This is a genomic window from Holdemanella hominis (assembly GCF_014306155.1).
GTDB lineage: Bacteria > Bacillota_I > Bacilli_A > Erysipelotrichales > Erysipelotrichaceae > Holdemanella > Holdemanella hominis.
In genome coordinates this window covers 1-23,362 of record NZ_JACRWH010000032.1, presented here as the reverse complement: position 1 = coordinate 23,362, position 23,362 = coordinate 1, and the positions used below count along the sequence as shown (strand labels likewise).

Annotated in this window: 32 protein-coding genes and 1 pseudogene; 6 read left to right on the top strand and 27 right to left on the bottom strand. The window is 34.4% G+C overall.

From position 1 onward, the window contains the following. Window positions 1-214: 214 nt before the first annotated feature. The 7 genes from H8911_RS07980 to H8911_RS07950 form a co-directional block, all read right to left on the bottom strand. Complete coding sequence (locus H8911_RS07980) at window positions 215-430, bottom strand: hypothetical protein (protein ID WP_227402442.1); 216 nt, start codon at window positions 428-430, stop codon at window positions 215-217. A 253-nt stretch (window positions 431-683) separates the two neighbouring features. Then, the gene (locus H8911_RS07975) at window positions 684-1,538 is read right to left on the bottom strand and encodes a YitT family protein (protein WP_186999275.1); all 855 of its coding nucleotides are present in this window, start codon (window positions 1,536-1,538) and stop codon (window positions 684-686) included. Between the two features lie 102 nt (window positions 1,539-1,640). After that, a complete protein-coding gene (locus H8911_RS07970; RefSeq protein ID WP_186999274.1) occupies window positions 1,641-1,970 on the bottom strand; it encodes a type II toxin-antitoxin system RelE/ParE family toxin in 330 nt (109 codons plus the stop codon). After that, entirely contained in the window at window positions 1,967-2,272 is a 306-nt protein-coding gene (locus H8911_RS07965) for a type II toxin-antitoxin system RelB/DinJ family antitoxin (protein WP_117924856.1), read from the bottom strand. The genes H8911_RS07970 and H8911_RS07965 overlap by 4 nt, the downstream gene beginning before the upstream one ends. 199 nt (window positions 2,273-2,471) lie before the next feature. Further along, window positions 2,472-3,506 (bottom strand): alcohol dehydrogenase, encoded by a 1,035-nt coding sequence (locus tag H8911_RS07960; protein WP_186999273.1) that lies wholly within the window; start codon window positions 3,504-3,506, stop codon window positions 2,472-2,474. Window positions 3,507-3,760: 254 nt separating this feature from the next. Next, the gene (locus H8911_RS07955; protein ID WP_117924851.1) at window positions 3,761-4,021 is read right to left on the bottom strand and encodes an NAD(P)H-dependent oxidoreductase; all 261 of its coding nucleotides are present in this window, start codon (window positions 4,019-4,021) and stop codon (window positions 3,761-3,763) included. A 238-nt stretch (window positions 4,022-4,259) separates the two neighbouring features. Then, window positions 4,260-4,586: a winged helix-turn-helix transcriptional regulator gene (locus tag H8911_RS07950; RefSeq protein ID WP_117924849.1), complete on the bottom strand. Its 327-nt coding sequence runs from the start codon at window positions 4,584-4,586 to the stop codon at window positions 4,260-4,262. 145 nt (window positions 4,587-4,731) lie between these two features. Between H8911_RS07950 and H8911_RS07945 the strand changes: the two genes are divergently transcribed. Continuing rightward, complete coding sequence (locus tag H8911_RS07945; RefSeq protein WP_117924847.1) at window positions 4,732-5,085, top strand: cupin domain-containing protein; 354 nt, start codon at window positions 4,732-4,734, stop codon at window positions 5,083-5,085. 149 nt (window positions 5,086-5,234) lie between these two features. Here H8911_RS07945 and H8911_RS07940 read toward each other — a convergent pair whose 3' ends face one another. From H8911_RS07940 to H8911_RS07920, 5 genes are read right to left on the bottom strand one after another with little or no spacing between them, the layout of a single operon-like run. Next, window positions 5,235-5,447: a DUF3791 domain-containing protein gene (locus H8911_RS07940; protein ID WP_186999272.1), complete on the bottom strand. Its 213-nt coding sequence runs from the start codon at window positions 5,445-5,447 to the stop codon at window positions 5,235-5,237. Continuing rightward, window positions 5,444-5,914: a DUF3990 domain-containing protein gene (locus tag H8911_RS07935; RefSeq protein WP_117924842.1), complete on the bottom strand. Its 471-nt coding sequence runs from the start codon at window positions 5,912-5,914 to the stop codon at window positions 5,444-5,446. Before H8911_RS07935 ends, H8911_RS07940 begins: the two co-directional genes overlap by 4 nt. Continuing rightward, window positions 5,911-6,150 (bottom strand): DUF3791 domain-containing protein, encoded by a 240-nt coding sequence (locus H8911_RS07930; protein ID WP_186999271.1) that lies wholly within the window; start codon window positions 6,148-6,150, stop codon window positions 5,911-5,913. The genes H8911_RS07935 and H8911_RS07930 overlap by 4 nt, the downstream gene beginning before the upstream one ends. A gap of 51 nt (window positions 6,151-6,201) precedes the next feature. After that, window positions 6,202-6,777: a histidine phosphatase family protein gene (locus H8911_RS07925; protein ID WP_117924838.1), complete on the bottom strand. Its 576-nt coding sequence runs from the start codon at window positions 6,775-6,777 to the stop codon at window positions 6,202-6,204. Window positions 6,778-6,789: 12 nt separating this feature from the next. After that, window positions 6,790-7,380 (bottom strand): helix-turn-helix domain-containing protein, encoded by a 591-nt coding sequence (locus H8911_RS07920; RefSeq protein WP_186999270.1) that lies wholly within the window; start codon window positions 7,378-7,380, stop codon window positions 6,790-6,792. Between the two features lie 152 nt (window positions 7,381-7,532). Here H8911_RS07920 and H8911_RS13040 point away from each other — a divergent pair, with 152 nt between their 5' ends. The 4 genes and pseudogenes from H8911_RS13040 to H8911_RS13025 all read left to right on the top strand — a co-directional run bounded on the left by H8911_RS13040 (window position 7,533) and on the right by H8911_RS13025 (window position 8,791). After that, on the top strand, window positions 7,533-7,928 hold the full coding sequence (locus tag H8911_RS13040; protein ID WP_439649315.1) for a Y-family DNA polymerase: 396 nt from the start codon (window positions 7,533-7,535) through the stop codon (window positions 7,926-7,928). Next, window positions 7,922-7,966: pseudogene (locus tag H8911_RS13035) on the top strand (hypothetical protein); the annotation flags it as partial. The gene H8911_RS13040 and the pseudogene H8911_RS13035, both read left to right, overlap by 7 nt. A gap of 36 nt (window positions 7,967-8,002) precedes the next feature. Beyond that, on the top strand, window positions 8,003-8,290 hold the full coding sequence (locus H8911_RS13030; protein ID WP_439649314.1) for a DNA polymerase Y subunit UmuC family protein: 288 nt from the start codon (window positions 8,003-8,005) through the stop codon (window positions 8,288-8,290). 57 nt (window positions 8,291-8,347) lie between these two features. Beyond that, window positions 8,348-8,791: a DinB/UmuC family translesion DNA polymerase gene (locus H8911_RS13025; protein WP_439649313.1), complete on the top strand. Its 444-nt coding sequence runs from the start codon at window positions 8,348-8,350 to the stop codon at window positions 8,789-8,791. A gap of 8 nt (window positions 8,792-8,799) precedes the next feature. Here the strand turns inward: H8911_RS13025 and H8911_RS07910 are convergent, their stop codons facing one another. From H8911_RS07910 to H8911_RS07845, 14 genes are all read right to left on the bottom strand, one after another. Continuing rightward, a complete protein-coding gene (locus H8911_RS07910) occupies window positions 8,800-9,126 on the bottom strand; it encodes a YolD-like family protein (RefSeq protein WP_186999269.1) in 327 nt (108 codons plus the stop codon). 70 nt (window positions 9,127-9,196) lie between these two features. Then, the gene (locus H8911_RS07905) at window positions 9,197-9,625 is read right to left on the bottom strand and encodes a hypothetical protein (RefSeq protein ID WP_186999268.1); all 429 of its coding nucleotides are present in this window, start codon (window positions 9,623-9,625) and stop codon (window positions 9,197-9,199) included. 161 nt (window positions 9,626-9,786) lie between these two features. Further along, entirely contained in the window at window positions 9,787-11,157 is a 1,371-nt protein-coding gene (locus H8911_RS07900; protein WP_186999267.1) for an LTA synthase family protein, read from the bottom strand. A gap of 38 nt (window positions 11,158-11,195) precedes the next feature. After that, window positions 11,196-11,483 (bottom strand): HU family DNA-binding protein, encoded by a 288-nt coding sequence (locus H8911_RS07895; protein ID WP_117924828.1) that lies wholly within the window; start codon window positions 11,481-11,483, stop codon window positions 11,196-11,198. A 1-nt stretch (window position 11,484) separates the two neighbouring features. Next, the gene (locus H8911_RS07890; RefSeq protein WP_186999266.1) at window positions 11,485-12,480 is read right to left on the bottom strand and encodes an NAD(P)H-dependent glycerol-3-phosphate dehydrogenase; all 996 of its coding nucleotides are present in this window, start codon (window positions 12,478-12,480) and stop codon (window positions 11,485-11,487) included. A 13-nt stretch (window positions 12,481-12,493) separates the two neighbouring features. Continuing rightward, a complete protein-coding gene (gene der, locus H8911_RS07885; RefSeq protein ID WP_186999265.1) occupies window positions 12,494-13,801 on the bottom strand; it encodes a ribosome biogenesis GTPase Der in 1,308 nt (435 codons plus the stop codon). 20 nt (window positions 13,802-13,821) lie between these two features. Further along, the gene (gene cmk, locus H8911_RS07880) at window positions 13,822-14,472 is read right to left on the bottom strand and encodes a (d)CMP kinase (protein ID WP_117924823.1); all 651 of its coding nucleotides are present in this window, start codon (window positions 14,470-14,472) and stop codon (window positions 13,822-13,824) included. Between the two features lie 11 nt (window positions 14,473-14,483). Further along, window positions 14,484-15,248 (bottom strand): hypothetical protein, encoded by a 765-nt coding sequence (locus H8911_RS07875; RefSeq protein ID WP_186999264.1) that lies wholly within the window; start codon window positions 15,246-15,248, stop codon window positions 14,484-14,486. A 66-nt stretch (window positions 15,249-15,314) separates the two neighbouring features. After that, window positions 15,315-15,875: an elongation factor P gene (gene efp, locus H8911_RS07870; RefSeq protein ID WP_117924819.1), complete on the bottom strand. Its 561-nt coding sequence runs from the start codon at window positions 15,873-15,875 to the stop codon at window positions 15,315-15,317. A gap of 251 nt (window positions 15,876-16,126) precedes the next feature. Next, a complete protein-coding gene (locus H8911_RS07865) occupies window positions 16,127-17,101 on the bottom strand; it encodes a zinc dependent phospholipase C family protein (RefSeq protein ID WP_186999263.1) in 975 nt (324 codons plus the stop codon). Next, a complete protein-coding gene (locus H8911_RS07860; protein ID WP_186999262.1) occupies window positions 17,094-18,563 on the bottom strand; it encodes a DUF2779 domain-containing protein in 1,470 nt (489 codons plus the stop codon). The genes H8911_RS07865 and H8911_RS07860 overlap by 8 nt, the downstream gene beginning before the upstream one ends. 33 nt (window positions 18,564-18,596) lie before the next feature. Further along, window positions 18,597-19,556 (bottom strand): helix-turn-helix transcriptional regulator, encoded by a 960-nt coding sequence (locus tag H8911_RS07855; protein ID WP_186999261.1) that lies wholly within the window; start codon window positions 19,554-19,556, stop codon window positions 18,597-18,599. Window positions 19,557-19,569: 13 nt separating this feature from the next. Continuing rightward, complete coding sequence (locus H8911_RS07850) at window positions 19,570-19,908, bottom strand: ankyrin repeat domain-containing protein (protein WP_117924810.1); 339 nt, start codon at window positions 19,906-19,908, stop codon at window positions 19,570-19,572. A gap of 60 nt (window positions 19,909-19,968) precedes the next feature. Beyond that, window positions 19,969-21,126: an AI-2E family transporter gene (locus tag H8911_RS07845; RefSeq protein WP_186999260.1), complete on the bottom strand. Its 1,158-nt coding sequence runs from the start codon at window positions 21,124-21,126 to the stop codon at window positions 19,969-19,971. A gap of 131 nt (window positions 21,127-21,257) precedes the next feature. On the opposite strand from H8911_RS07845, the gene pyrG reads away from it, so the two are divergent. Continuing rightward, window positions 21,258-22,871: a CTP synthase gene (gene pyrG / locus H8911_RS07840; RefSeq protein ID WP_186999259.1), complete on the top strand. Its 1,614-nt coding sequence runs from the start codon at window positions 21,258-21,260 to the stop codon at window positions 22,869-22,871. Between the two features lie 14 nt (window positions 22,872-22,885). On the opposite strand, the gene H8911_RS07835 is transcribed toward pyrG, so the two are convergent. Further along, entirely contained in the window at window positions 22,886-23,239 is a 354-nt protein-coding gene (locus tag H8911_RS07835; protein WP_186999258.1) for a hypothetical protein, read from the bottom strand. Window positions 23,240-23,362: the final 123 nt, after the last annotated feature.

Below are 23,362 nucleotides of genomic sequence, written 5' to 3'. Positions count from 1 at the left end.
CTTTTCATAGTGACCTCCTATTGTGTTATGGCATCGACACCATAAGTGTTTTTAATCAATTCAATTATGAGTCGTAATCCACGTATTGACAATAGGAGGTCACTTCATATTATCTCTTTTATCTTTTCTGCAACCTTGCGATCTTTAATATATTGATTCATATTGACCATCGTCTTTTCTTTAGAAACATATATGGCCAAAATAGTTTCATCTTTTATACAACCTTTACTCCAACAAATAGATATGGATCTTGTAGAATCCCAAATGGTAATGGTCCTGAAGGAAGTATAGCCGTAAATGGAATACCCTTTCCTTTAGCCTTTTCATTTAAGACAGAAACACGAACTACATCACTATAAGAATATGTACCGGATGGAATGGTAAATTGTTTATTTATATCATCAAATCTTATATATTCATCGATATTCATGGTTGAACCCCCACATTATTAAGCAGCCAATAATTAGGATTATGCCACTCACAATTAAACTTGTATTTCCCGATAAGTAATAATAAGCCATACGATTACAAATCCAAATTAAAATTATGATTACACAATTAATAATTACCCTTTTATCCATACCCTATCTCCTTATCTTCATATTAATCATTTAGCCATTTAGAATCAAATGTATTGTCCAAATAGGTCATAATAAAGGAAAAAAAGTAAGGCCTTGCCTTACTCAAATCTTTGGTTGATATCGCATATCCGATACATTATATACAGTGATAAATGCTTTTGGATCGAGTGTATTGATGAATTTCATCAACTTTTGATATTCCGCTTTATCCACGATTGTGATGATTTCATTGCGCTTTTCCATGTTGTATGCACCATACGCTTCATACACGGTTGCTCCACTATGTAGTTCATGAATGATAAATTCACGAAGCTCTTTTTCTTTTGGAGTGATGATACATACTCTTCGTTTAATATTATGATCAAAGATAAAGTGATCTAGAACAATGCCATTAAAATAAGTGCCCAAAATACTTAATACAACTGTTTTCTTATCATAAACAAGGGCTGCGGATAAGGCCACACACATACCCGATAAGGACATTGCTTTTCCTAGTTCCATATGCAGATATTTATTCATGATCTTTGCGACAATATCAAGACCACCTGATGAAGCATTTCGATTAAATAAAATACTCAGTCCCACGCTCACTACAAGAATGTAGCACAATACATCGAGTTCTTGACTGTTTGTGAAAGATACAAAATTTGGAAAAATAATTTCAAAAAATGCAAGAAAAACAGGAAGCATAATACTTGTATATACTGTTTTTACGCCAAATTCTTTACCACAAGTCAAAAATCCAATAATCAATAAAACGACATTTAAAATCATGGTGATGACTGATAATGGTAGAGGTATAAAATTAGATAGTATAATACCCAATCCAGAAATACTACTTACTGAAGTATGACTGGGCACAAGAAAAAAATAGACGGCTGCACCAATAATTCCAACCGCAACAGTCAATATTAGAGTTTCATTTATGATATTTGTATAATTGTATTGTTTATTCATCGTAATTGTCTCCTAGTCATTCATTGTGTCTTTATTTTATCAAATAAACCTATCTTAATGCACACTAAAAATGGAACTCCTAGTTAAAAGTTCCATTTCAGTTTATATATTTGAATTAATAATTCCTTTAATGTCACGGCCGCCATAGAATATTCGAGTTATTATAACCATCTTTGTCTTGTCATCAACAAGATAATATGCAATATAATTATCTATAGGCAGCTGATGCATATTCATCGATTGCCAAGGCTCCCATCCAACTAGCTCATGACAAGCTGGCATAAAATCTAATGAACGGATTTTTTCTCGAATACGCTTTATTTGAGCGGCAGCAGTTTTAGGAACAAGAAGTTCATACGAAATATAAGAATAAATTTCACGTAAATCGGAAAGTGCCTCTCCAGAATAGCTGACTTTATAGTTATTCATCATATTCCAAATTCTTTTGCGAGTATTGTATCTACTTCATCTGCAGAATACACATTTCCAGTATTGATGGAATCAACTCCCTTTTGAAGCTCTTTGTCTAACTGTTTTTTTGTCATTGCACCAACAGCTAATGGTTCAGAAGAAGGAAGCTTCAAATCAAATGGGATACCTTTTTTCAGTACGATTTGGCTATAAAGCATCTGAATTGCACTGGATGGAGAAATGCCAAGCTGAGAAAGAATGCTCTCGGCATTATCTTTAAGTTTGGTATCTATTCTAGCATAAACAGCAGTTGTATTTGCCATAGTATCACTCCTTTTCTTTATTATACACATTAATTGCTTGCATTCGCAAGCAATTAATGTTGTTATTGTAATATATGGTATAAATTTTCACAAACATGTCTTATTATATTAGTTAATTCAGCTAAAAAATGTCAAAAAAAGAAATCCTGAAACCATGTTGAAATACATGATTATCGGATTCCTTTTTCTGTAGTTGAAATCAGCACTCTATTGCCACTTTAATTACACCATCTCTTTTATTTTCAAATAAATCATACCCTTGGGCAATTTTACTAAGAGGATACGTATGTGTAATCAAAGGTTCTGTATTGATCTTACCTTGTGCAATTAATTGTAAAGTCTTTTCACAATTACAACCATCAACACCACCTGTTTTGAAGATCAAGTTTTTTCCATACATGTCTGGAAGTGCTAAAACTTGTGGTTCATCATATAAAGCGACTATTGTCACAATCGCATTTGGTCTTGCACATTGCCATGCAAGCTGAAAAGTAGAGGGTACGCCCGCAACTTCAAGAACAACATCTGCTCCACCATGATCACTATTTTCTAGTACAAAGTTTTTGCATTCTTCTGGAGTTACTGTTAAAACTTCCGGATAATGTTCATGGATAAATTCAATACGATGTTCATCTTTTTCACATATGATTATTCTTTTTGGATTTTGAAGCATCACACACAATAAAGTACAAATACCTGTAGGACCTGCACCAATAATCAATACAGTATCCTCTTCTTTGATTTCAGAAATACGAGTTGCCCAATATCCTGTAGCTAACACATCCCCTACAAACAAAGCCTGCCGATCACTAACTTGTTCAGGGATTTTATTCAATCCTTGATCTGCAAAAGGAACACGCACATATTCAGCTTGTCCACCATCAATACGACAGCCAAGAGCCCATCCTCCATTATCATCCGTACAATTATTCACAAATCCATTCTTGCAGAAAAAACATTCTCCACAATATGTTTCCACATTCACCGTTACACGATCTCCAGGCTTTACATGAGTCACTTTACTTCCTACTTCTTCTACAATCCCAACCATTTCATGTCCAACAGTAATACCAGGTACTGCACGAGGAACACTACCATGTTTAATATGCAGATCACTTGAACAAATGCTCGCAAGTGTTACTTTTACAATCGCATCCCTTTCATGAAGAAGTATCGGTTTTGGTTTTTCCATCAACTCAAATTTTCCTTTTTCCAAATACGCATATGTCAACATACAATTTTTACTCCTTTTCTATTCTTATTGTTAAACAATTTACCAAGTTTCAACAAGATGTAATCCAGTTTTTATAGCCTGTTGCACTTTCTTTTCTACTTCATCATCCGAAACATAGTCCATGTTCTGTGCAGATATCACATCCATAGGACCAATCCCCAAAGCCAACTTAGCGTCTTTAAATAAGGTGTGGCCAGTTCGAATGGATCATAGGTAGAAATATCCATACCACGTGTAGTGATATATAATAGTTTCTATGCCCTACAATTCCCATAACAAGTTTTTTCATCACTTTTAAAAGTTACATTAAATACGGAACAGAATTCTAGAAAATTCTTAAGTGCAGCCGGATAGGACATATCCCAAAACGGAGCAGCTATTACGATTTGATCTGCATCACGAATCTTCTTTGCCCATGATAATGATTGTGGATCATAGTTTCCATGCATTCTTTGTTGAATACGATCTTCCTTTACAATTTCAAGAGGAAGTTCATTTAAAACAAACTTCGTAATAGTATATCTTTCAGATAGCTAAGAAATAATTGGCTTGGCAATTCTGCGGGTGCTAGAATCTTTACGCATACATGCATCTATATATACTAATGATTTCATATATTTCCTCATTTCTTTTCATAAGCATATGTTTTATATATAAATAGTGTAACACATTACATTCTATCTTAAGTATATTGATGAAAAAAGTGAACCTTTTTCATTTTTGGTTCACTTTATCCGTTAAGGGGATCCTATATTAATCAACAATCGTTTTGTAATAATTACCAAAATCTGCCAATGCATCAATAATAGGCATCATTTCTTTTCCAAGGTCTGTAAGTCCATAATAAACTTTCGGTGGATTCTCATGATAATCATTTCTATACACAAGACCATCATCTATCATTTGTCTTAGACTATCAGTTAGTACTTTTTGAGAAATTCCTTCTAAATCTCTTTGAAGTTCATTGAATCTCCATGGACGATTTCTTAAATTTCTTATTATCATTAACTTCCATTTACCGCCTATTAAGGACACTGATGTTGCTACAGGACATGCCGGAAGCTCATTTTTTTTCTTCATATGCAGTCACCTCATTACATATAGATTATGGCACATTAATTTTATTATGTACAGTAACAAAAAGGTGCGTACTATTTTTTGAATGCGTAAATGATTATACTATAATCAAGCAACAAGGTTGCAAATAAAAATGGAGGTCATTCAAATGTCAAACTACAAAAAAATCAATGTTGGTAATGAAGGTCGTACAGAACTTCATGAAGCACTTTCTTTAACCGGTGCTGAAGTAAGTATTAATACTTTTCTTGCTGGTGCAAGTGTTCCTTTCGTTCATTCTCATAAGAATAATGAAGAAATCTATGGGGTTATTGCCGGAAAAGGAACGGCTATCATTGATGGGGATACTGTCGAAATTACTGCTGGTGACTGGTTGAAAATTAGCCCTGCGGCAAAACGTCAATTCTTTGCTGCAAGTGATTCAAGTATCACTTATATTTGCATTCAGGTGAAAGAAAACTCACTTGACGGATTCACAGTAAATGATGCTATCATTTATTAAAAATATTGCATAATTACACAAAATCCTCCCGGCCCTGATGGTTTGGAGGATTGTTTTTTTCAGGAAGACAATAAATCTTTTCATCTTTTGAAATCAGTTGAACACCTTCTGCATATGACATCCATTTTCTTATAATGCATGAAAGCAAGCTATTTTGTATACTTACATTCTTCTTCGAGTTCACAAACTAGATATTCGTCACTCATGCAGTGCATATCGGATACTCCTTCACTCATGAGTTGATAAAGCTTTGACCGATAAAATATGTCTAAAGCCTTTTCCAATGAAACATTATTCTCTTTCGCAAAAAGTTCTACAACACGAGCATATTTCTTCTGCAAAAGAATTGGATTTGCCTTCATAGTTTTTCACTCCCCTCAAATTTCAGATATGAAAGTGCCTTTATTGTTCGAAAAGCTATCTGCAAATTGGGTTTCTCATATTGTAACCTTTTAATGGCTTCTGCTTTATCAATGAATCCATCAAAATACAGCTCTACTGTATTAAACACCTTATCATTCGCAACACCACCAACAATAAGATCATAATCTGTACCGTCTTGTCCGCTTCTGCAGTTCAAAATGAAATCTAGCCAATCTTCTGAGTAGGCCTCAAATTTCAATACCTTTAAATCTTTACATGATTCTTCATCAAAGATATATCGTGATACAATGCCTTCTTTGCCACGTCGTTTAAATCGGTTACACCATTTTTTTGCTTGTTCAAAAATTGGAGTTACGTAGAAGCCCTTTCCAAAATCTACATTCTTTCTAGAATGTACCAAATCCGGCTGATTCACCGCTACAAATGAACCATGATATAAGATCATAGCTTTACACCCCTTTCGTGCATAACGTCAATAATATCATCCACAATATAATCCTTACTTTGTGTGTGCAATACCTCATACTCTGGGATAATATAATCGTTCAAAATGTTTGTCTGCTCGCTTAAGGCTACATATATCTTTTGTGCATCAACATGAAGTCTTGACGCAACATTTTCAATACAAAAAATGGCGAATTCTAATTCTCTACTTCCACACATCATCTTATCCATTTTCATGCACTTGTAACCTCCAAACTTCTATTTCGTTTTATTTATTCTTTTCATCTCTTACTTGAATGTTTCAATGAATGTATGCTTACCATGATTGGATTCATAAACACGAATCTCACAATTGTTTGGCTTTGGTCTCCACTTAATACCATTTTTACGATCTTCTAGATAGCCACATAAAGAACGGATGATACCACCATGGCATACAATCAATACATTCTCATAATTCTTCTTTTCAAGTTCCTTTAAAAAGGATTGACTTCGTTTGACCATACTTTTGACAGATTCAACCGACTTAGGATTTGGCAATAATTCAGGAAAAGCCCAATAGGAAGTCATTTTTAATCCTAATTTAAAGTAGCTACGAAGCTCGTAATTCCCAAAATCCACTTCAATAATACGAGAATCAATCTTTACATCCTTTTGATCTACATTGCCAATAATCGATGCTGTCTGAATCGCTCTTTGTAGAGGACTTGCATATACCGCATCAAAATGAATATCACCAATCTTTTTTCTGGCCTCTTTCGCTTGTTGAATTCCCGTCTCATTTAAAGGTTCATCTGTAAGTCCCTGCATTAATTTTTGCTTATTTAAAGCTGTTTGGCCATGTCTAGTAATCCAAATCTTCATTCAATCATTCCCTCAATCAAAGTCTCTACGAGCATATAAGACTTTCCCAATAATCTTTACCGGCAATTTTTCAACTTCTTCAGGCGTAAAAACCTTTGTGTCAATCTTAGGATTTGCGGCTTCTAAAATCATTAAACCCTTTTTATATAAAACACGCTTTAATGTTGCTTCCTCACCCACAAGTACAATCGCAATACTTCCAGATTCCACTTTATTTGTCTGTTTCACAAAGACAAGATCCCCCTCATATATATGAGCGTTGATCATAGAGTCTCCACGTACACGTAAAAAGTAATCGCCTTTTTTTCCATCATGACGATTTAATTCAATATATCCCTCAATATCTTCCATTGGAAAGACATCATATCCGGCTTTTACACTACCAACGATTGGTTTGATTCTTTCTTCCTCATCCAAAATACTTTTGACATCACAATCCAGCATATCGGATAGTTTCTTTAATGTATTGGCCTTTAAATGTGTGCTTTCACCCTTTAACCAACGAAAATATGTAGCACGCCCAATTCCTATTCTTTTAGCCGCCTCATCATGTTTAATGTTATTTTCAATCTCATATTGTAGTAATAATTGCCTTAACTGCATAGTTACACCACCTTTATCTATATAGTATCAAAAAATAAATAAAATACCAGTGAAAATTTATTAACTTTTTAATAAAGTCTCAAATCTATCTTGAATTTTTATTTATTTTTAACTATGATTTTATACGAACGATATGGGGTGTGGAGGTATTTATGCAAAAAACATATTTATGTATTGATTTAAAATCCTTTTATGCATCCGTAGAATGCGTGGAACTTGGCCTTGATCCATTTGAAGTCAACCTTGTGGTGGCAGATCCTACACGAGGTGGTGGTGCCATTACTCTTGCTGCAACACCAGCCATTAAGAAATTAGGCGTATCGAGTCGTGGTCGTATTTTTGAGATTGATCCAAAAATTGAATATATGATTACTCCACCTAGAATGCATCTATATATGGAATATAGCTGCAAAGTTTATAAAGTCTTCTTGGAATTTATTGCCAAAGAAGATATTCATGTCTATTCCATTGACGAATCCTTTTTGGATGTCACAAGCTATTTAAAACTCTATCAAGTAAGTGCTAAAAATCTCGCAAAAAAATATTAGATCGAATTTATGAAAAAACAGGTCTTACAGCGACTGTTGGGATTGGAACCAATCTGTATTTAGCTAAGATTGCGATGGATATATCCGCCAAGCACAATGCCGATCGCATGGCCTATTTAAATGAAGACTTATATCGCCAAACATTATGGCATCATGTTCCATTAACAGATTTTTGGATGCTTGGAAATGGAACGGAAAGAAGATTACACAAATTAGGCATTTATGACATGTATGACTTGTGTCAATTTCCTATTGAAATATTATATAAAGAATTTGGTGTGAATGCCGAATATATCATTGACCATGCTTGGGGCAAAGAGCCTACGACCATTCAAGACATTAAAAATTATAAATCGAAATAACATTCTATATCCAATTCCCAAATTCTTTTTGAGGATTATTCCTACCAAAATGCCTTTGTGGTTATGAAAGAAATGGTGGATCAAAATGTATTGACATTAACCGAGAAACATTTAGTGACTAAACAAATTTCTCTTATGATTAGCTACTCTAAAGATTGTATCAAACCAAGCTGTGGCTCATGTAAGATTACCAACTGTACAAACTCCTATTCCATCTTATTAGAAGAATTTAAACGACTCTATATTCGCATTGTGAATCCAAACTATCCCATTCGACAGATTGCGATTGGTTTTCAAGACGTGAAAGATGAATATTATTATGAGAATTATGATTTATTTACAGACGTAGGAAAAGTAGAACGAGAAAAAAAGCTACAGGAAACCTTAGTTCAAATCAAGCATCGCTATGGCAAGAATGCCATCTTAAAAGGGATGAACGCCTTAGACTTTGCGACCGCTAAAAAACGAAATACATTAATTGGTGGACATAACGCATATTAGAGGAGTTTTCACTCCTCTAATTGTATGTAGCTAATTTGTTTCAGGTTGATCTTTGTCTTTACGATTTGAAGTATTTGCGTATCCAGATTGATTTTAGAAACTACGCCTGTGATTCTTTTATAATTGATACGATCATAATACTCAATCGTGACAAGTTTTCCTTTTTGAATTTCATGCACTCTTTCGTTTAAGATTTCATAATCATCCTGCGATAAAATTCTTGGCCTGACAATTTCTACTTCACATTTTTGAATCATTTTTTTAAAGCCTTTTAAAGAATCAAAGCTCTGAAAGATCTGAGCCCGATTTTCTTTTTTCTTATGTATTAAATCCATGTGTATCACATCCTTATAAGGATATCATACGTGTTTATTATATAAATTCAAGATAGATTTGAGACTTTCTTTAGAAATTTTCTAAAATATATTTTTGTGTGTTCAAACACTTCCTTAAACGTACTTGCGTATTATCTTCATTGGTATCCGCTTGTTTAAAATGATTTGAACTTGCTAATCGAGAATAGTAGACATCAAGATAATCTTGTAGTTCCATATACTTATCTGTATCTAGATTCAATTCAAAACCTTCGTGCGTTGCCTTGAAATCATTCATCTTATCCAATTCAGCTAGTAAGCCATCAATGATTTCTAAAGTTAATTCATCTTTTTTAGCTGCCTTTAAATATTGGTTTAAACGCTTTTTAAAGACCATTGTATTAAATGTACCATCCTCTTTCATCTTCTCTACTTTCTTTTTAAAGAAGTAAGATCCAACAGCTAAAGAAGCCGTTGTTGTTAATAACGCTATAAATTTGATTTTTTGTTTTTTTGTCATAATTAAAACCTCGATTCATCTATTTACATTGTACTTTAAAATGAAAAAACATTCCACTAAGGAATGTTAGAATCGAAGCATCTGCATAAAGGTCGTGACCATCATCGAAAAAACAATGAACGCCACAACTAATATAATAATGAAACTGCGTAATCTTTTTTTCACATGAGCCTCCTATAGAAAGTTGAATTTCTTTTTATCTCTTTATCAACTCGATTTGCATCGATCTCTTCTGTAAGTGTTGGTTTATCACCAAATAGATTGGTCCCTAAACCAAGCTTATCGCCTTTAATCTTGTATCCTAAAGCTGTTAATATTGTAGGATAAAAATCCATGGTCGTAAAGTCACGGTTTTTTTCTTTTTTAGGTTTCACTCTAGAATGAATAAACGCATTCCACACTCGACGATCATAGTTAGATGAATATGTATCATGAATATATTCAGCCGCCATACTTGTATGATCACCCTGAATGACTATAACAGTATCTTTATAGAAATCTTGTTTCTTTAACCATTCCATAAAATCTTTTAGATTTTCATCTGTATGATGAATCGAATTCGATAAGGATTTTTTAAAGATATTCTTACAATTTTTTGATTGATACCCATAAGGATGGTGCGTATCGACTGTCAACATTTCGAAATCGAATGGTTTGGATGATTTTGATAAACTTAAGATTTTCTCTTTCGCAAATTCAAATAATTTATCATCCTCAACCCCCCAGAATTCATGATAATCCTTGTCAAGAATTCCTTCTTTCTTTAAAGAAACGGTATCTTGAATATCATAATGACCATGTTGATCAAAATAGCTTCTTCTTCCACCAAATGTCGCATCCGAACCAATCATAAAGACACGATGATATCCATCTTTTTCTAGAATATCTCCAAGGGTATTTACATTAGGCATAAATGGAACTTTGTTCTTACAAAATTTATGTTTTAAACTAAAAATTAAAGGAATACCCGACGTACTCGCAACAATACCTCCCGTTGTCCAACCCGTTCCTGTTAAGACTCTAGCTCCACCAATTTTCTCATTTTGTGAAAAAGAAACGGAGTCTTTTGTAAGCTGAGTCAGATAAGGCAATAAATCTTCATCTGCATTACCTCCATCTTCTTTTGTGGCATATGTTGTTTCCATCGATTCTAGATAGATATGAATAAAATTCATCTTCTTTTCAGGTGAAATAACTTCAGATTCAACGTAGTATTTATCAAAGAAATCCGTCTTCTTAAATTGGTTAAAAACATATGAAAAAAAATGAATTTGACAAAGACCATATATACAACAAAGTAAAAGAATAAGTTTGGCTATGTTTATAGAAATCCAACTAAAAATGAGGCCAAAAATAAAACCAGGAAGTAAACATTTTTTCATCCATCCAAAAATAAATTGCGTATTGGTACCTTCCAAAGGAACTTTAATGTGGTATACAATTTGTTCAAAACTCGATAAACCAAAATAAGAATAGGCCCACTTACTTGAAATAGCTAATGTAAAGCCTAATGTCACAATAAATAAGCTCATGATCCATCCTTTCTAAAGACAAAAATAGGTCATATGACCTATTTGTTGCACTTATTCTTTAAAGTCTGACTTGGACGAAACTTTGGAAGTTTTGTAGCCGGAATCATCATTCTTTCTTTTGTGACAGGATTGATTCCCATTCTTGATTTACGATCAAAAATTTCAAACTTACCAAAAGCTGTGATATCTACATGACCATCACTTGCCAAGGCATCACTCATTTCATTAAAAATTAAGTCTACCGCAAATGCTGCGTCTTTTTTAGACAAATTTAAATTGATTGATAAAGCCTGTGTTAAAGACTCTTTATTTACATACTTTCCCATATTAAAATTCCTTCTTTAAATCTCTAATCATTAAATCTTGTGCACATTCACTTGGAAGTTTTCCATTGAATAAAATTTGGTAAACTTCTTCACAAATTGGCATATCAATACCATTTTCTTTCGCAACACGATGAACAATTTTTGCGGTACGAACACCTTCTACCGTTTTTGTGTTGTTCTTAAAGAAGTTTTCAACCGAATTCTCTTTTCCAATTTGGTAACCCGCTTCAAAGTTACGAGAATGTACACTCGTACAAGTTACAATCAAGTCTCCAATTCCAGTTAGACCCATGAACGTTTTTTGTTGCCCACCAAAATGAACACCATAACGAATCATTTCCTGTAAACCACGCGTAATCAAGGCTGCACGCGTATTATCTTGATAGCCTAAACCAGATAAGATACCGGATGCGATAGCCATAACGTTTTTAATGGCTACACCAAGTTCAGAACCAATCTCATCATTTCCTGTATAAATACGTAGGTATTGATTTGAGAATAAGTTTTGAACGGTTACGGCATCCTCGTTGTTTAAACTGATCGCATCAATTGTAGTTAATAAACGAATGACAACTTCTTCTGCATGACTTGGACCAATTAAACTTACGACGGAACTTAATTTATCTTCATCAATACAGCGACGAATAACTTCAGACATTCTTTCATTTGTTTCTGGGTGGAATCCCTTAGAAACGTTGATGATAATTGTCTTTTTATCTAATATATCATTGATTTGGTGACAAATTGGATCAATTGCGATTGTTGGTACTGCCAACAATACAATATCGGCTCCTTTGATACATTGAATATCTGTTGTTGCCTTTAATTCTGGATTTAATTCAACATCTCCAAAATACTTTGAGTTTTTATGATTTTCATTAATATCATTAACTTCAGCTTCTGCAACACCATACACTAAAACTTCTTGATGATTATCTTGTAATACTTGAGCTAAAGCTGTTCCCCAGCTTCCACTACCAATCACAACTGTACGCATATTTAACTCCTTACTATGAGCGTTTACGAGCCAAAATCTTAATTGGAGTTCCCGTAAAGCCAAACGCTTCTCTTAACTTATTTTCAATATAACGAGCATAACTAAAATGCAATAATTCTGGATCATTGACAAATAAGACAATTGTCGGTGGCTCAACCGCAACTTGGCTCGCATAATAAATCTTTAATTGTTTTCCCAAGTGAGGTTTTGCCGGATTCATCATCTGTGCATCCAAAATGACATCATTTAATACATTAGTTGGAATACGCAATGTACATGCATCATGCACTTGATCAATCAAAGGAATCAATTGATTCACTTTACTTCCAGTAAGTGCAGAAGTATACGCAATAGGTGCATAATTCAAATACAAGAATTGAGCACGAATTTCCTTTTCAATCTTTGACATGGTCTTCTCATCTTTTTCAACTGTATCCCACTTATTGTAGACAATGATAACACCTTTACCAGCATCATGCGCAAGACCAGCCACATGCTTATCTTGATCACGAATACCCTTTTCACCATCAATCAAGAATAACACGACATTACTACGATCAATTGCACTTAAAGCACGTAAGATCGAATATTTTTCAATATTCTCATAGATTTTACCTTTTTTACGAATACCTGCCGTATCAATGATCATATATTCTTTATCATCCACAAAAAATGGCGTATCGATCGCATCACGCGTAGTACCTTCTACATTGGATACTATAACACGATCTTCTTTTAAGATGGAATTAACCAAACTTGATTTTCCAACATTAGGACGTCCAATGCAACAGAATGAAGTAATTCCTTCATATGGAGCGATATCTTTTTCTGGAAGTTTTTCCATCACGACATCCAACAAGTCGCCAAGTCCAATGCCATGTGCCCCACTAATCGCAATTGGATCTCCAAGACCTAACGCATAGAATTCATATACATTCATCTGCATTTCTGGATTGTCCACTTTGTTGCAAGCTAAAATAACTGGCTTTTTACACTTTTGCAGCTTTCTTGCGATAATTGTATCATCTGTCATTACTCCTTCTTTGGCAGAAGTTAAGAAAATAATGACATCCGCTTCTTCAATCGCAATATCTACCTGCATATTGATTTCCTGGGCAAATGCCTGGTCCTCAATTTGAATACCACCCGTATCGATCAAGCGAAAAGTTTGTGTCAGCCATTCCACTTCACCATAAATTCTATCTCTTGTTACTCCGGGTGTATCATCTACAATGCTCTTTCTTTGTCCAATCAATCGATTGAATATCGTTGATTTTCCGACGTTTGGCCGACCTACGATGGCCACAGTACCTCGAATCATATTGTGGTCCCCTTTCTACATTATCCAACTATATCTAATACTTTTGAAACGACTTCATCAATTGTTAAATCAGAAGTATCAATTTCAATCGCATCTTCTGTTTTTACTAAAGGCGAAATTTCACGATGCATATCCTGATAGTCTCTTGCGACAATATCCTGATAGATCGTTTCATAATCAGCATCGATTCCCTTTGAAATATACTCATCATATCTTCTTTGGGCTCTAGCCTTACTCGATGCACTCATAAAGATTTTTACTTCTGCATCTGGCAAAACAACAGAACAAATGTCTCTACCATCTACAATAAAGCCTTTATTGGCACATACTTTTTGTTGAAGATTCACTAATTTTTTACGTACAATACCAAGCTGACTTGTTTTACTAGCCTGCATAGATACATTATTCATACGAATTTCTTTAGATACATCTTCCCCATCTAAATATACATGGTTATCTTCATCAAAATGAATGTCAATTGTGTCCATCAAATCTGACATTGCCTTTTCATCTTGAATATTGACTCCATCTTTTAAAGTTTTATACGCCACACAACGATACATAGCACCCGTATCTAAATGGCGCATATTTAACTTTTCTGCAACAATATCCGCAATCGTACTTTTACCGACCCCGCTAGGGCCATCAATCGCAATATTAATTTTTTTCATGTCCATCCTCATTAAATATTCTTAAATGTCCATACTAAATAGCCGATGATCGCAACTAAAGCTAAGATCAATATAGCTAAAACGACATTCAATACGATTTCTGAGCTCTTCTTTTCTTTATGACTACTAGCCTTTTCAAAATCAGAAGTTTTCATACGCATTTTTGCGCTAGGCATAGATTCAAGTTCATCACGCTTTTCTTTTTTGCGCTTTGACTTTTTCTTCTTATCCTTTTTAGGTTGTTCTTCCGTTTTATCAAAATCATCATGAGAAAGATACATCAAATCCAATTCATCATCCAATGGCTTTTTAGCATCCTCTACATCCTGACTTGTAAGAACGATTTTTTCTTCTTTAGGTTCTTGACGAGTGATTGTTTGTCTTGGTTTTGAAATCTTCATTGTTGAACCTAAATCTTCATCATCTGTATCCATAGGAATCACATGTTGATTTCTCTTCATTGTATCACTACTTGTTGTGTCTAACTGTTTTAAAATATTGATCTGTGTATCATCTGTGATACGGTTACCATTATCAATATTATATTGCTTCACTTCTCCAAGCAGATCTTCCATCACTGGAGATGTAGGCATTTCTTTTACAGTAGGTGAAACACGCACTGTATCATGTGGATACAATGGTTTGTTGGCATGTGAGCCACTATCTACACGCGATAATCTTTGTAGTTTCACTGGCTGCGCTTGAGCAGCAGTTGTTTCTTCATCTAAACGATCTCTAAGTTCTTGATACTTTTGTTTTCTTGAAAGTTGAGTCATAAGTACCTCCTAAACATTCCTTACTATTATACACTATCTGGCAAAAAAAGAAAAATAGGCGATTGCCTATTTTGCACGTCCTGAATATTTTCCGTCGTTTGTGTTGACAACGATCATTTCATCTTGGTTGATGAATAAAGGAACTTTAACTTCTAATCCAGTTTCTAATACAGCATTTTTACTAGCACTTGTAGCTGTGTCTCCCTTTACCGCCTGTTCGCATTCAACAACTTTCAATGTTGCTTTATCCGGTAAAATAACACCTAAGATTTCACCTTCATAGCTAGAAATATTTACGTTTGAATTTGGAACAATAAAGTTTCTTTCCCATTTTAAACGATCCATAGGAATTTCAACCTGGTCATATGTTTCATTGTCCATAAATACCATAGCTTCATCTGTATCATATAAATACTGCATTTCTCTTTTTTCAATCTGAGCTGGTTCAACCTTTTCGCCACCACCCCAAGACAATTCAACATTACTTCCAGTACGAACATTACGAACTTTCGCCTTAACAACCATGGCACTACGAGCTGTTTTATTTTGTGATGCTTCTAAAACCGTATAGATTTCGCCATCCACTAAAATTGTAAGACCTGGTTTTAAATCATTTGAACTAATCATGTTTATTAACTCCTTTTAAATTGTATGTATAACCTAAATTATTTTATATCACGCAAAAAAATTGTCAAGAAAAAGAAAAAAAGCACCGAAGTGCTTTCTCTCATCGAAAGGATCGACAAAGTAATTTCTTATGTGTTTTAAGGAAGGATATATACACACAAGATGGATATTGAGTCGAAAGGTGAGCCATACTTTCTTTCTCTTACCATCTTTATAATACGCCTAATTTGTAAACTTGTAAACCCTTCCACCTATTTTTCGTAAATTAAATCAAAATTTATCATTTCCTTGCGATCATTTGTACCCAAATTATAGTTACGATCTTGAATTAGATTTAATAAATCACCATCTAAATCTGGATTTTCACATGCTGCTAAGAATAAGCGAATTGCCTCCATCGCAAGAAGTTGGGCTTTATCGTATAAGTCGAAGAAACTTTCTGTTGAAACCAATGTATCATCACTTGGATGTACCCAACGTGTATGTAATAAATTCATTACATCATATGGATCATCCGGCTCATTAGGTACGATATATCCAGACAATGAATTGTAGGCTTTGGTGAAAGTCTCTAATGTTTGAAGTGCCTTTAGCTTATCTCCATAAGCATCATAGAATAAGGATTCAATAAAGTGCCAATCCTTCAAGCTTTCCATGATTTGATGAGGCTTGATTTCAAGACCTAGAATCTGACGGATCGCAGGCACATAAATACGTGCAATGGCACGAGCTTCTTCTTTAGATGCATCACTGATTTCATAGAATTTAAAATCTTCAATCGTACATTTTTTTTTCACCTTCAACATGATCGCATCAATCAACGATTCAAAACGATGATGGTACCATGCACTCTTGCCTTTGCAAGTTCCCGTGCGATAGAACACATATGGATGGCTTGTCGCATCTAATGCCCAGTGACATAAATGTCCACAAACATAAGTCATCATATCTTTCTTTATTTCTTCATCTGTTTCATTACGAATGGAAATCAAAGCTTTTTGATAAAATTCATTCACATGACCCGCATGAAACATACTTCCTGAAACACGTAAATCACTCTTTTTAAAAAAATCTTTTGGATTCATACCATGAAAGAATAAAAAGTCCGGGCCATTCGAACCAATTTCCAATAAGTGAAGTCTAGGTTCAAATAAATCATGCGTGTTTTCATCCACCTTATCAAAGATTTCCTGTGCAAATAAAGTATGAGTAATAATATTAGGCATCTTTTTCTACCTCCTTGATCAAGCCATGATATACAACATATTCTGCATATGTATCCATCTGACAATATGTTGAAATAGCTTCTTTTACTTCTTTTTTCTCTTCTTCGTCCTTCTCATCATATGTACGATACGCAAACACGGCATTTAAACCATTTTGGATATCCAAATCATGATAAGAAACATCTTTTGAGAATACAGGCAATATACTCTTCAATGAATAATGACCACGCATTTTTGAATTGTAGTAGAGTCCTGCCTCAAATGGTTTTGATAAATCAATCATTCTTGAACAAATTGACTCTAATTCTTCCCTATATTCTTCAAATTGACTCGCTAATTGTTTCAATCTCAGCTTTTCAGCTCCCTCCATATTATAAACAAGAATCGTTCCCGTTTTAGGAAGGTCTTTGATCAATTGTTCAATAAAATGGCGACGGCAATCTTTGGATTCAAAGAAGTTATAATGAGTTAAATTTCCATCCGAAGTTTCTACATGAAGACTATATTGAAAACATAATACGTCAAAAGGCTTCATATTCTTATAGGGTGGCACCGCAAAGGTATCCCATTCAAAATCCAAATACGAAATTGGATATTTGATTTGTTTCATCCATACCTGTAAAGCGGCACGATCCATAAATGGTTTTTGCGTTTTACTAGCCATATATTGCGCATATTGAAGGCGGAATCCTTCAATTTGATTCAATGGCAACTCATGAATATGACGAATACCACGATCATACGCATCCAGCTTATGTTGATTGGTTGTAAAGAATAAAATCGAGTCGTCTGGTTCATTAGATTCATCAAAACAGACAGAATAATAGTTGCACCTTCTTAAAGCTGTACATTGTTTTGTGCGTACTGGCGTAACACTTGGTCGATTTAAAATTTCTTTTGTTCTTTCAATCCAACTATCCAAATCCACTTCCACTTCATCCATACATTCGGCAATTGTTTTCGATAAGTGGTTACGCTTATTGAATAGTTTGTCGCTGATACATAACAGTTCATTTAAATCCAACGCATCCTGACGAACATATTCTTTATTTAAATAGGCAATGCGATTTTCGACAATGTCAACGCCACAATGCGAAAGAATCATTTGATTGACCTTCATGATCAATGCTTCATTTTCTTTAGGATACGCACTCAAATGTGGATACACGGCCATATATCCATCCTCTAATTTTTTTAGATATGGAATCTTTGTACGACACTCCTTATATTCAAAGCGTGCAAAACATACAACTTCGTTTTCTTCTAATAATTTTAAAGATTGTTCGTTTGAATCCATGGAATGACCTAAGCCACACTCATTCGCATTTAAATAATTTCGCCATAGATCGGAGAATGGACAATCCATTTTATAAAAACTTTCCTGGTGAAGTGAATTGTGGGCGCTGTTCCAACAAAAACAGTCACATTTCATTTCACGCATTAAATCTGATACATGTAACATAAAAAATTCACCATATCTATTGTACTTCAATTTTTAATTCTTTTCATCCCTATACGCATTTAATATTTTTTGAACACGCGACAAATAAGCAATTTTTACATCTTCAGGATTTAAAATCTCCATTTGATCACTCATAGAAAACAAAGACTGATACAAGTTTGACATGTCGTCTGTATAGAACTCAAAGTCTGTGTACGCTTCTTGTTTATTGATGGCTTGTAGTTTATTGCCCCAATATTTTTCTTTAAATAAACGAAGCCCATTATTTTCATGGTAAACTCTCACTGACACAAGTTTTAAATCTAAAGGAATCAAAGAATGTTCCCCGATGTAGTTGCTTAAATGAAAGTGATTATCTCGAATAAAGTGTCTCGATGAAATTTCACATGAAAACATACGTTGCGAACTAAAACGGTACATGCGATAGTCTTTTCTTAATAAAGAAAAACCAATTAAATAATACGACTTATGGTAGTGAATGATTTCATAGGGTTCAACCTCAAATTGTTTAGGGGCCTCATCCTGTAAAGACTGGTACGACAAAAGAACGCAAAGACCATGGTTCATGGCTTGTTGCGTCTTATCAATCATGTGGGAGATCTTTTCGTCTAATTCCATAGAATTGGACATATAGTGTAAGGAATCGTTAGATGAAATCTTGCTTGTCGAAATAATCTTATCCATCGCATCACAATATAGTGGAAGGGGTTTAAAGTCTTTTTGTGTACGCATAAACTTATAGGATTGAACCAAAGCATCCTTTTGTTCGTCACTAAAAATAGTGACAGGAAGATCGTATTCATCATTTAAGATGTATCCTCCATAACGTCCCTTTACTTCTTCTACATTATATCCAGCTAATACAAGCTCTTTTTTAAATTCACGAATGTTACGTGGATTGACTTCAAGTTCTGTCGCAAGCTGTGTTGTGTTCATTTTCCCTCTTGCCTTTAATAGTTGTAACATGCGAATGCATAGATTTGTTCGATTCATTTTTTATCTCCTTTTAGTGCGTGCTGCAAAATCTTTGGGGATAGTAGCCAAAGCCTTTTTTTGGTTCAAAATGTTTAGGAACAATACCACGAAATACAAGTGGACGTATCATTTGACCAATCCCTCTTTCAAGCGCAAAGCCTAAAGCTTCTTGTTTCTGAATGGCTCCGGCATCAATTAAAATATTTACAATTTCTTCATTTCCAATGCTGATGGCATGCATCAAGATAGGATATCCATTAAATACCCAGCTTGGACTTGCTCCAAGTTCTAGGCAGTTTTCAACTCCTTGTACATCTTCTTTCCATACAGCATCTAATAAATCCATAGCTAATCTTTTTTCTGCGTTCATATTGTACCCTTCTTTCTATACTCAAAGGATACAACTTAAATAGACATCATTTATGTCAAATTAATCGGATACTTCTTTCACTTTTTGAAGCCTAGTTAACACATCTTCACTTACCAGCTGATAGATGCATGAACAAATTGGAATAAAAATGATGATTCCAATAATACCTGCTACATTGGCTCCAATGGTGATGGCCACAATGATATACACAGGCGGAAAGCCTACAGACTTACCAACGACGTGCGGATAGATAAAGTTTCCTTCAACTTGTTGAATACAAATAAACATAATAATGAATGTAAAGCCTTGTACTGGAGATGTTATCGCAAGAAAGAAAGTACATAATAGAGCTGCAACCAAGGCGCCAAACATTGGCACAAGAGCTCCAATACCAACGACTAGACCTATTAAAAATGCATATGGAATCTTCATAATCAAAGATCCTGCAGTAACTAAACTGGCTAAAATCAAGCATTCCAAACAGGTTCCGCCTACATAACTTGTAAAAATACGAATGATCAGCTTTAATACGTGGCGTGTTTTTTCATAATCCTTTTCTGGAAGATAGGCCTTTAATAAAGATTTTGTTTCACGAACCACTTGTTTTTTATTAAACAACAATAGAAACGAGAATACGATTGCGATAAAGGCTTGCGCAAACCAAGAAAATGTAGTGGATAAAATCATAAAAATGGAACCAAATATATCATTGGCTCCTCCAGATACAAGCCAGGAACTGATTTTTTTACTCACATTATCAATCGCAAATGTACTAAAGGCATTGATATCTAAGTGTTGTAAAAAGTTGTGCACTACATCTACATGTTTTGTGATATCTAAAAGCCATATATAGAATTCATAGATCATTTGTGGGAAGTTTGACATCAACAATTGAATCGAAAATAGAATCTTAGGTATGACAATACCGACAAAGGCGGCAAATACAGCAAACACAATGAAGATGGATAAAATGTTAGATAAGACTCTTTTAATTTTTGTATCTTTAATATCAAACCATTTGATTAAAGAGCACATGAGATTGTTCGATATAATATTAAACACAAAGGCAAGTCCTGCACCAAATAAAAATGGCAGACACATTGCACCAATCCATGCCAAAAAATCAACGATTTTTTCAAAATAATAGATAACCATACAGATTAATAAGGTTAAAATAATGAGTCTTTGGTACATTTTTTCTTTTTCATGTAGGTTCATCAAAACCACCTCAATCGAATTTATTATACTATCTTTTACATTGAAAATCATTTTTTTAAATTTTTTATTTACATCTTTTTTTCATAGGTGTAAAATTCACGAGTTAAAAGAAAAAAGTAGAGGTGAAACAAATGAGTACAAAGTACATTTTCGTAACAGGAGGTGTTGTTTCTGGCCTAGGTAAAGGTATCAGTGCAGCCAGTCTTGGCCGTCTTTTAAAGTCCCGCGGCTACAAGGTAACAAGTCAAAAGCTTGATCCCTATATCAATGTGGATCCAGGAACAATGTCCCCTTTCCAACATGGTGAAGTATATGTCACAGATGATGGATTAGAAGCCGACCTGGATTTAGGCCATTATGAACGTTTCATTGATGAAAACCTACACACGTATTCCAATCTTACCACTGGACGTGTCTATTGGAATGTCATCAATAAAGAGCGTGATGGAAAATATCTTGGTGAAACCGTTCAAGTTATTCCGCATATTACCAATGAAATCAAAAGTTTCGTAATTCGTGCAGGAGAACATGCAGCTGCCGATGTCGTAATTACCGAGATTGGTGGTACGACTGGCGATATTGAAAGCTTACCATTTCTAGAATCCATTCGTCAGGTTGCCTTAGAGGTTGGTCGTAAAAACTGTCTCTTCATCCATGTCACTTACATCCCTTATATTTCGGGTTCACAGGAATATAAATCAAAACCAACTCAACATTCCGTAAAAGAATTACAGTCTTATGGCATAAATCCAGATATCATTGTGGCGCGTTGTGATGAAACCATTCCGCAGTCTGTATTAGACAAAATTTCATTATTCTGTAATGTTGAAAAACGTTGTGTCATTCAAAATAAGACACTTCCTTCTCTATATGAAGTACCATTTATGTTAGAAGAACAAAATCTTGCGGATATCGTCTGTGAAAAGACAGGTCTTGAAGTTCGTAAACCGGATTTAAGTGAGTGGCAACAAGTTGTCGACAACATTAAGGCAAGCACAAAACCTGTAAATATTGCCTTAGTTGGTAAATATGTGGCCTTACACGATGCCTATTTATCAGTCAGTGAAGCCTTGTATCATGGTGGTTTTGAAAATCATGCCAAAGTCAACATTCAATGGATCGATTCAGAAGGCTTAGAAAATGCCAACTTAGATGAAGTCTTTAAAGATACTGATGGAATCATTTTACCTGGTGGTTTTGGAGATCGTGGTATTGAAGGTATGATCAGTGTAGCTTCTTACGCAAGACAAAAACAAATTCCTTATTTAGGTATCTGTTTAGGTATGCAGATTGCAGCCATTGCCTTTGCTCGCGGTGCACTAGGTTTAAAGGATGCCAACTCTTTTGAATTTGATCCACAAAGTAAACATACAATCATTGATTTCATGGAAGATCAAAGTAATGATATTCGTAAAGGTGGAACCATGCGTTTAGGATCTTATCCATGTTCATTAAGAGCCGATACAAATATTTGGTCTTGCTACAAAAAAGATATGATTGATGAAAGACATCGTCATCGTTATGAATTCAACAACGAATATCGTTCTGAATTTGAACGTAACGATATGATGATTGTCGGAACAAGTCCGGATAAACAATTGGTTGAAGCCATTGAGTATAAGAATCACCCATTCTACATTGGTGTACAATATCATCCTGAATTTAAATCTAGACCCAACCGTCCACACCCATTATTTGTGGGTTTAGTTAAGGCCAGTCTAGAAAACAGAGAAAGTCACAAATAGTGACTTTTCTTTTTTTATATATACTTTTTAATTTCATCCACAGACATATTCAATAGTATAGCCATGGCTTTTACATCCATTGTACTAGAAAGGCGAAGGATCATGTCTTGAATCTGTTTCTCTGCTACGTCGGCTCTTTTTGTTTCAAGTTCAGTTTGTTTATTGGCTTCTTCTACTTGTTTATTAGCTTCTTGTTTTAATTTATTCGCTTCTTGTAAAGCCTTTTTTGCTTCTTCCTTTGCTTTTTGAGCTTCTTCAAGTTCAAGCTGTCGTTCGATCCGTTCTTCATTTTCATGTAGTTTTTGAAAATCTTCTATTATTTTCTTCCAACGATCATCCGATATAGTTTCTACACGCTTCTCTAACATTTGAATCACCTGTTATGAAGTGACCTTTGTCAAGACAAAATTACACTCATATTCTAAAAATATTCAGTTTTAGATTGATGACATAGAGGAACTCCTAAACAAATCTATCGACAGTTAACCACT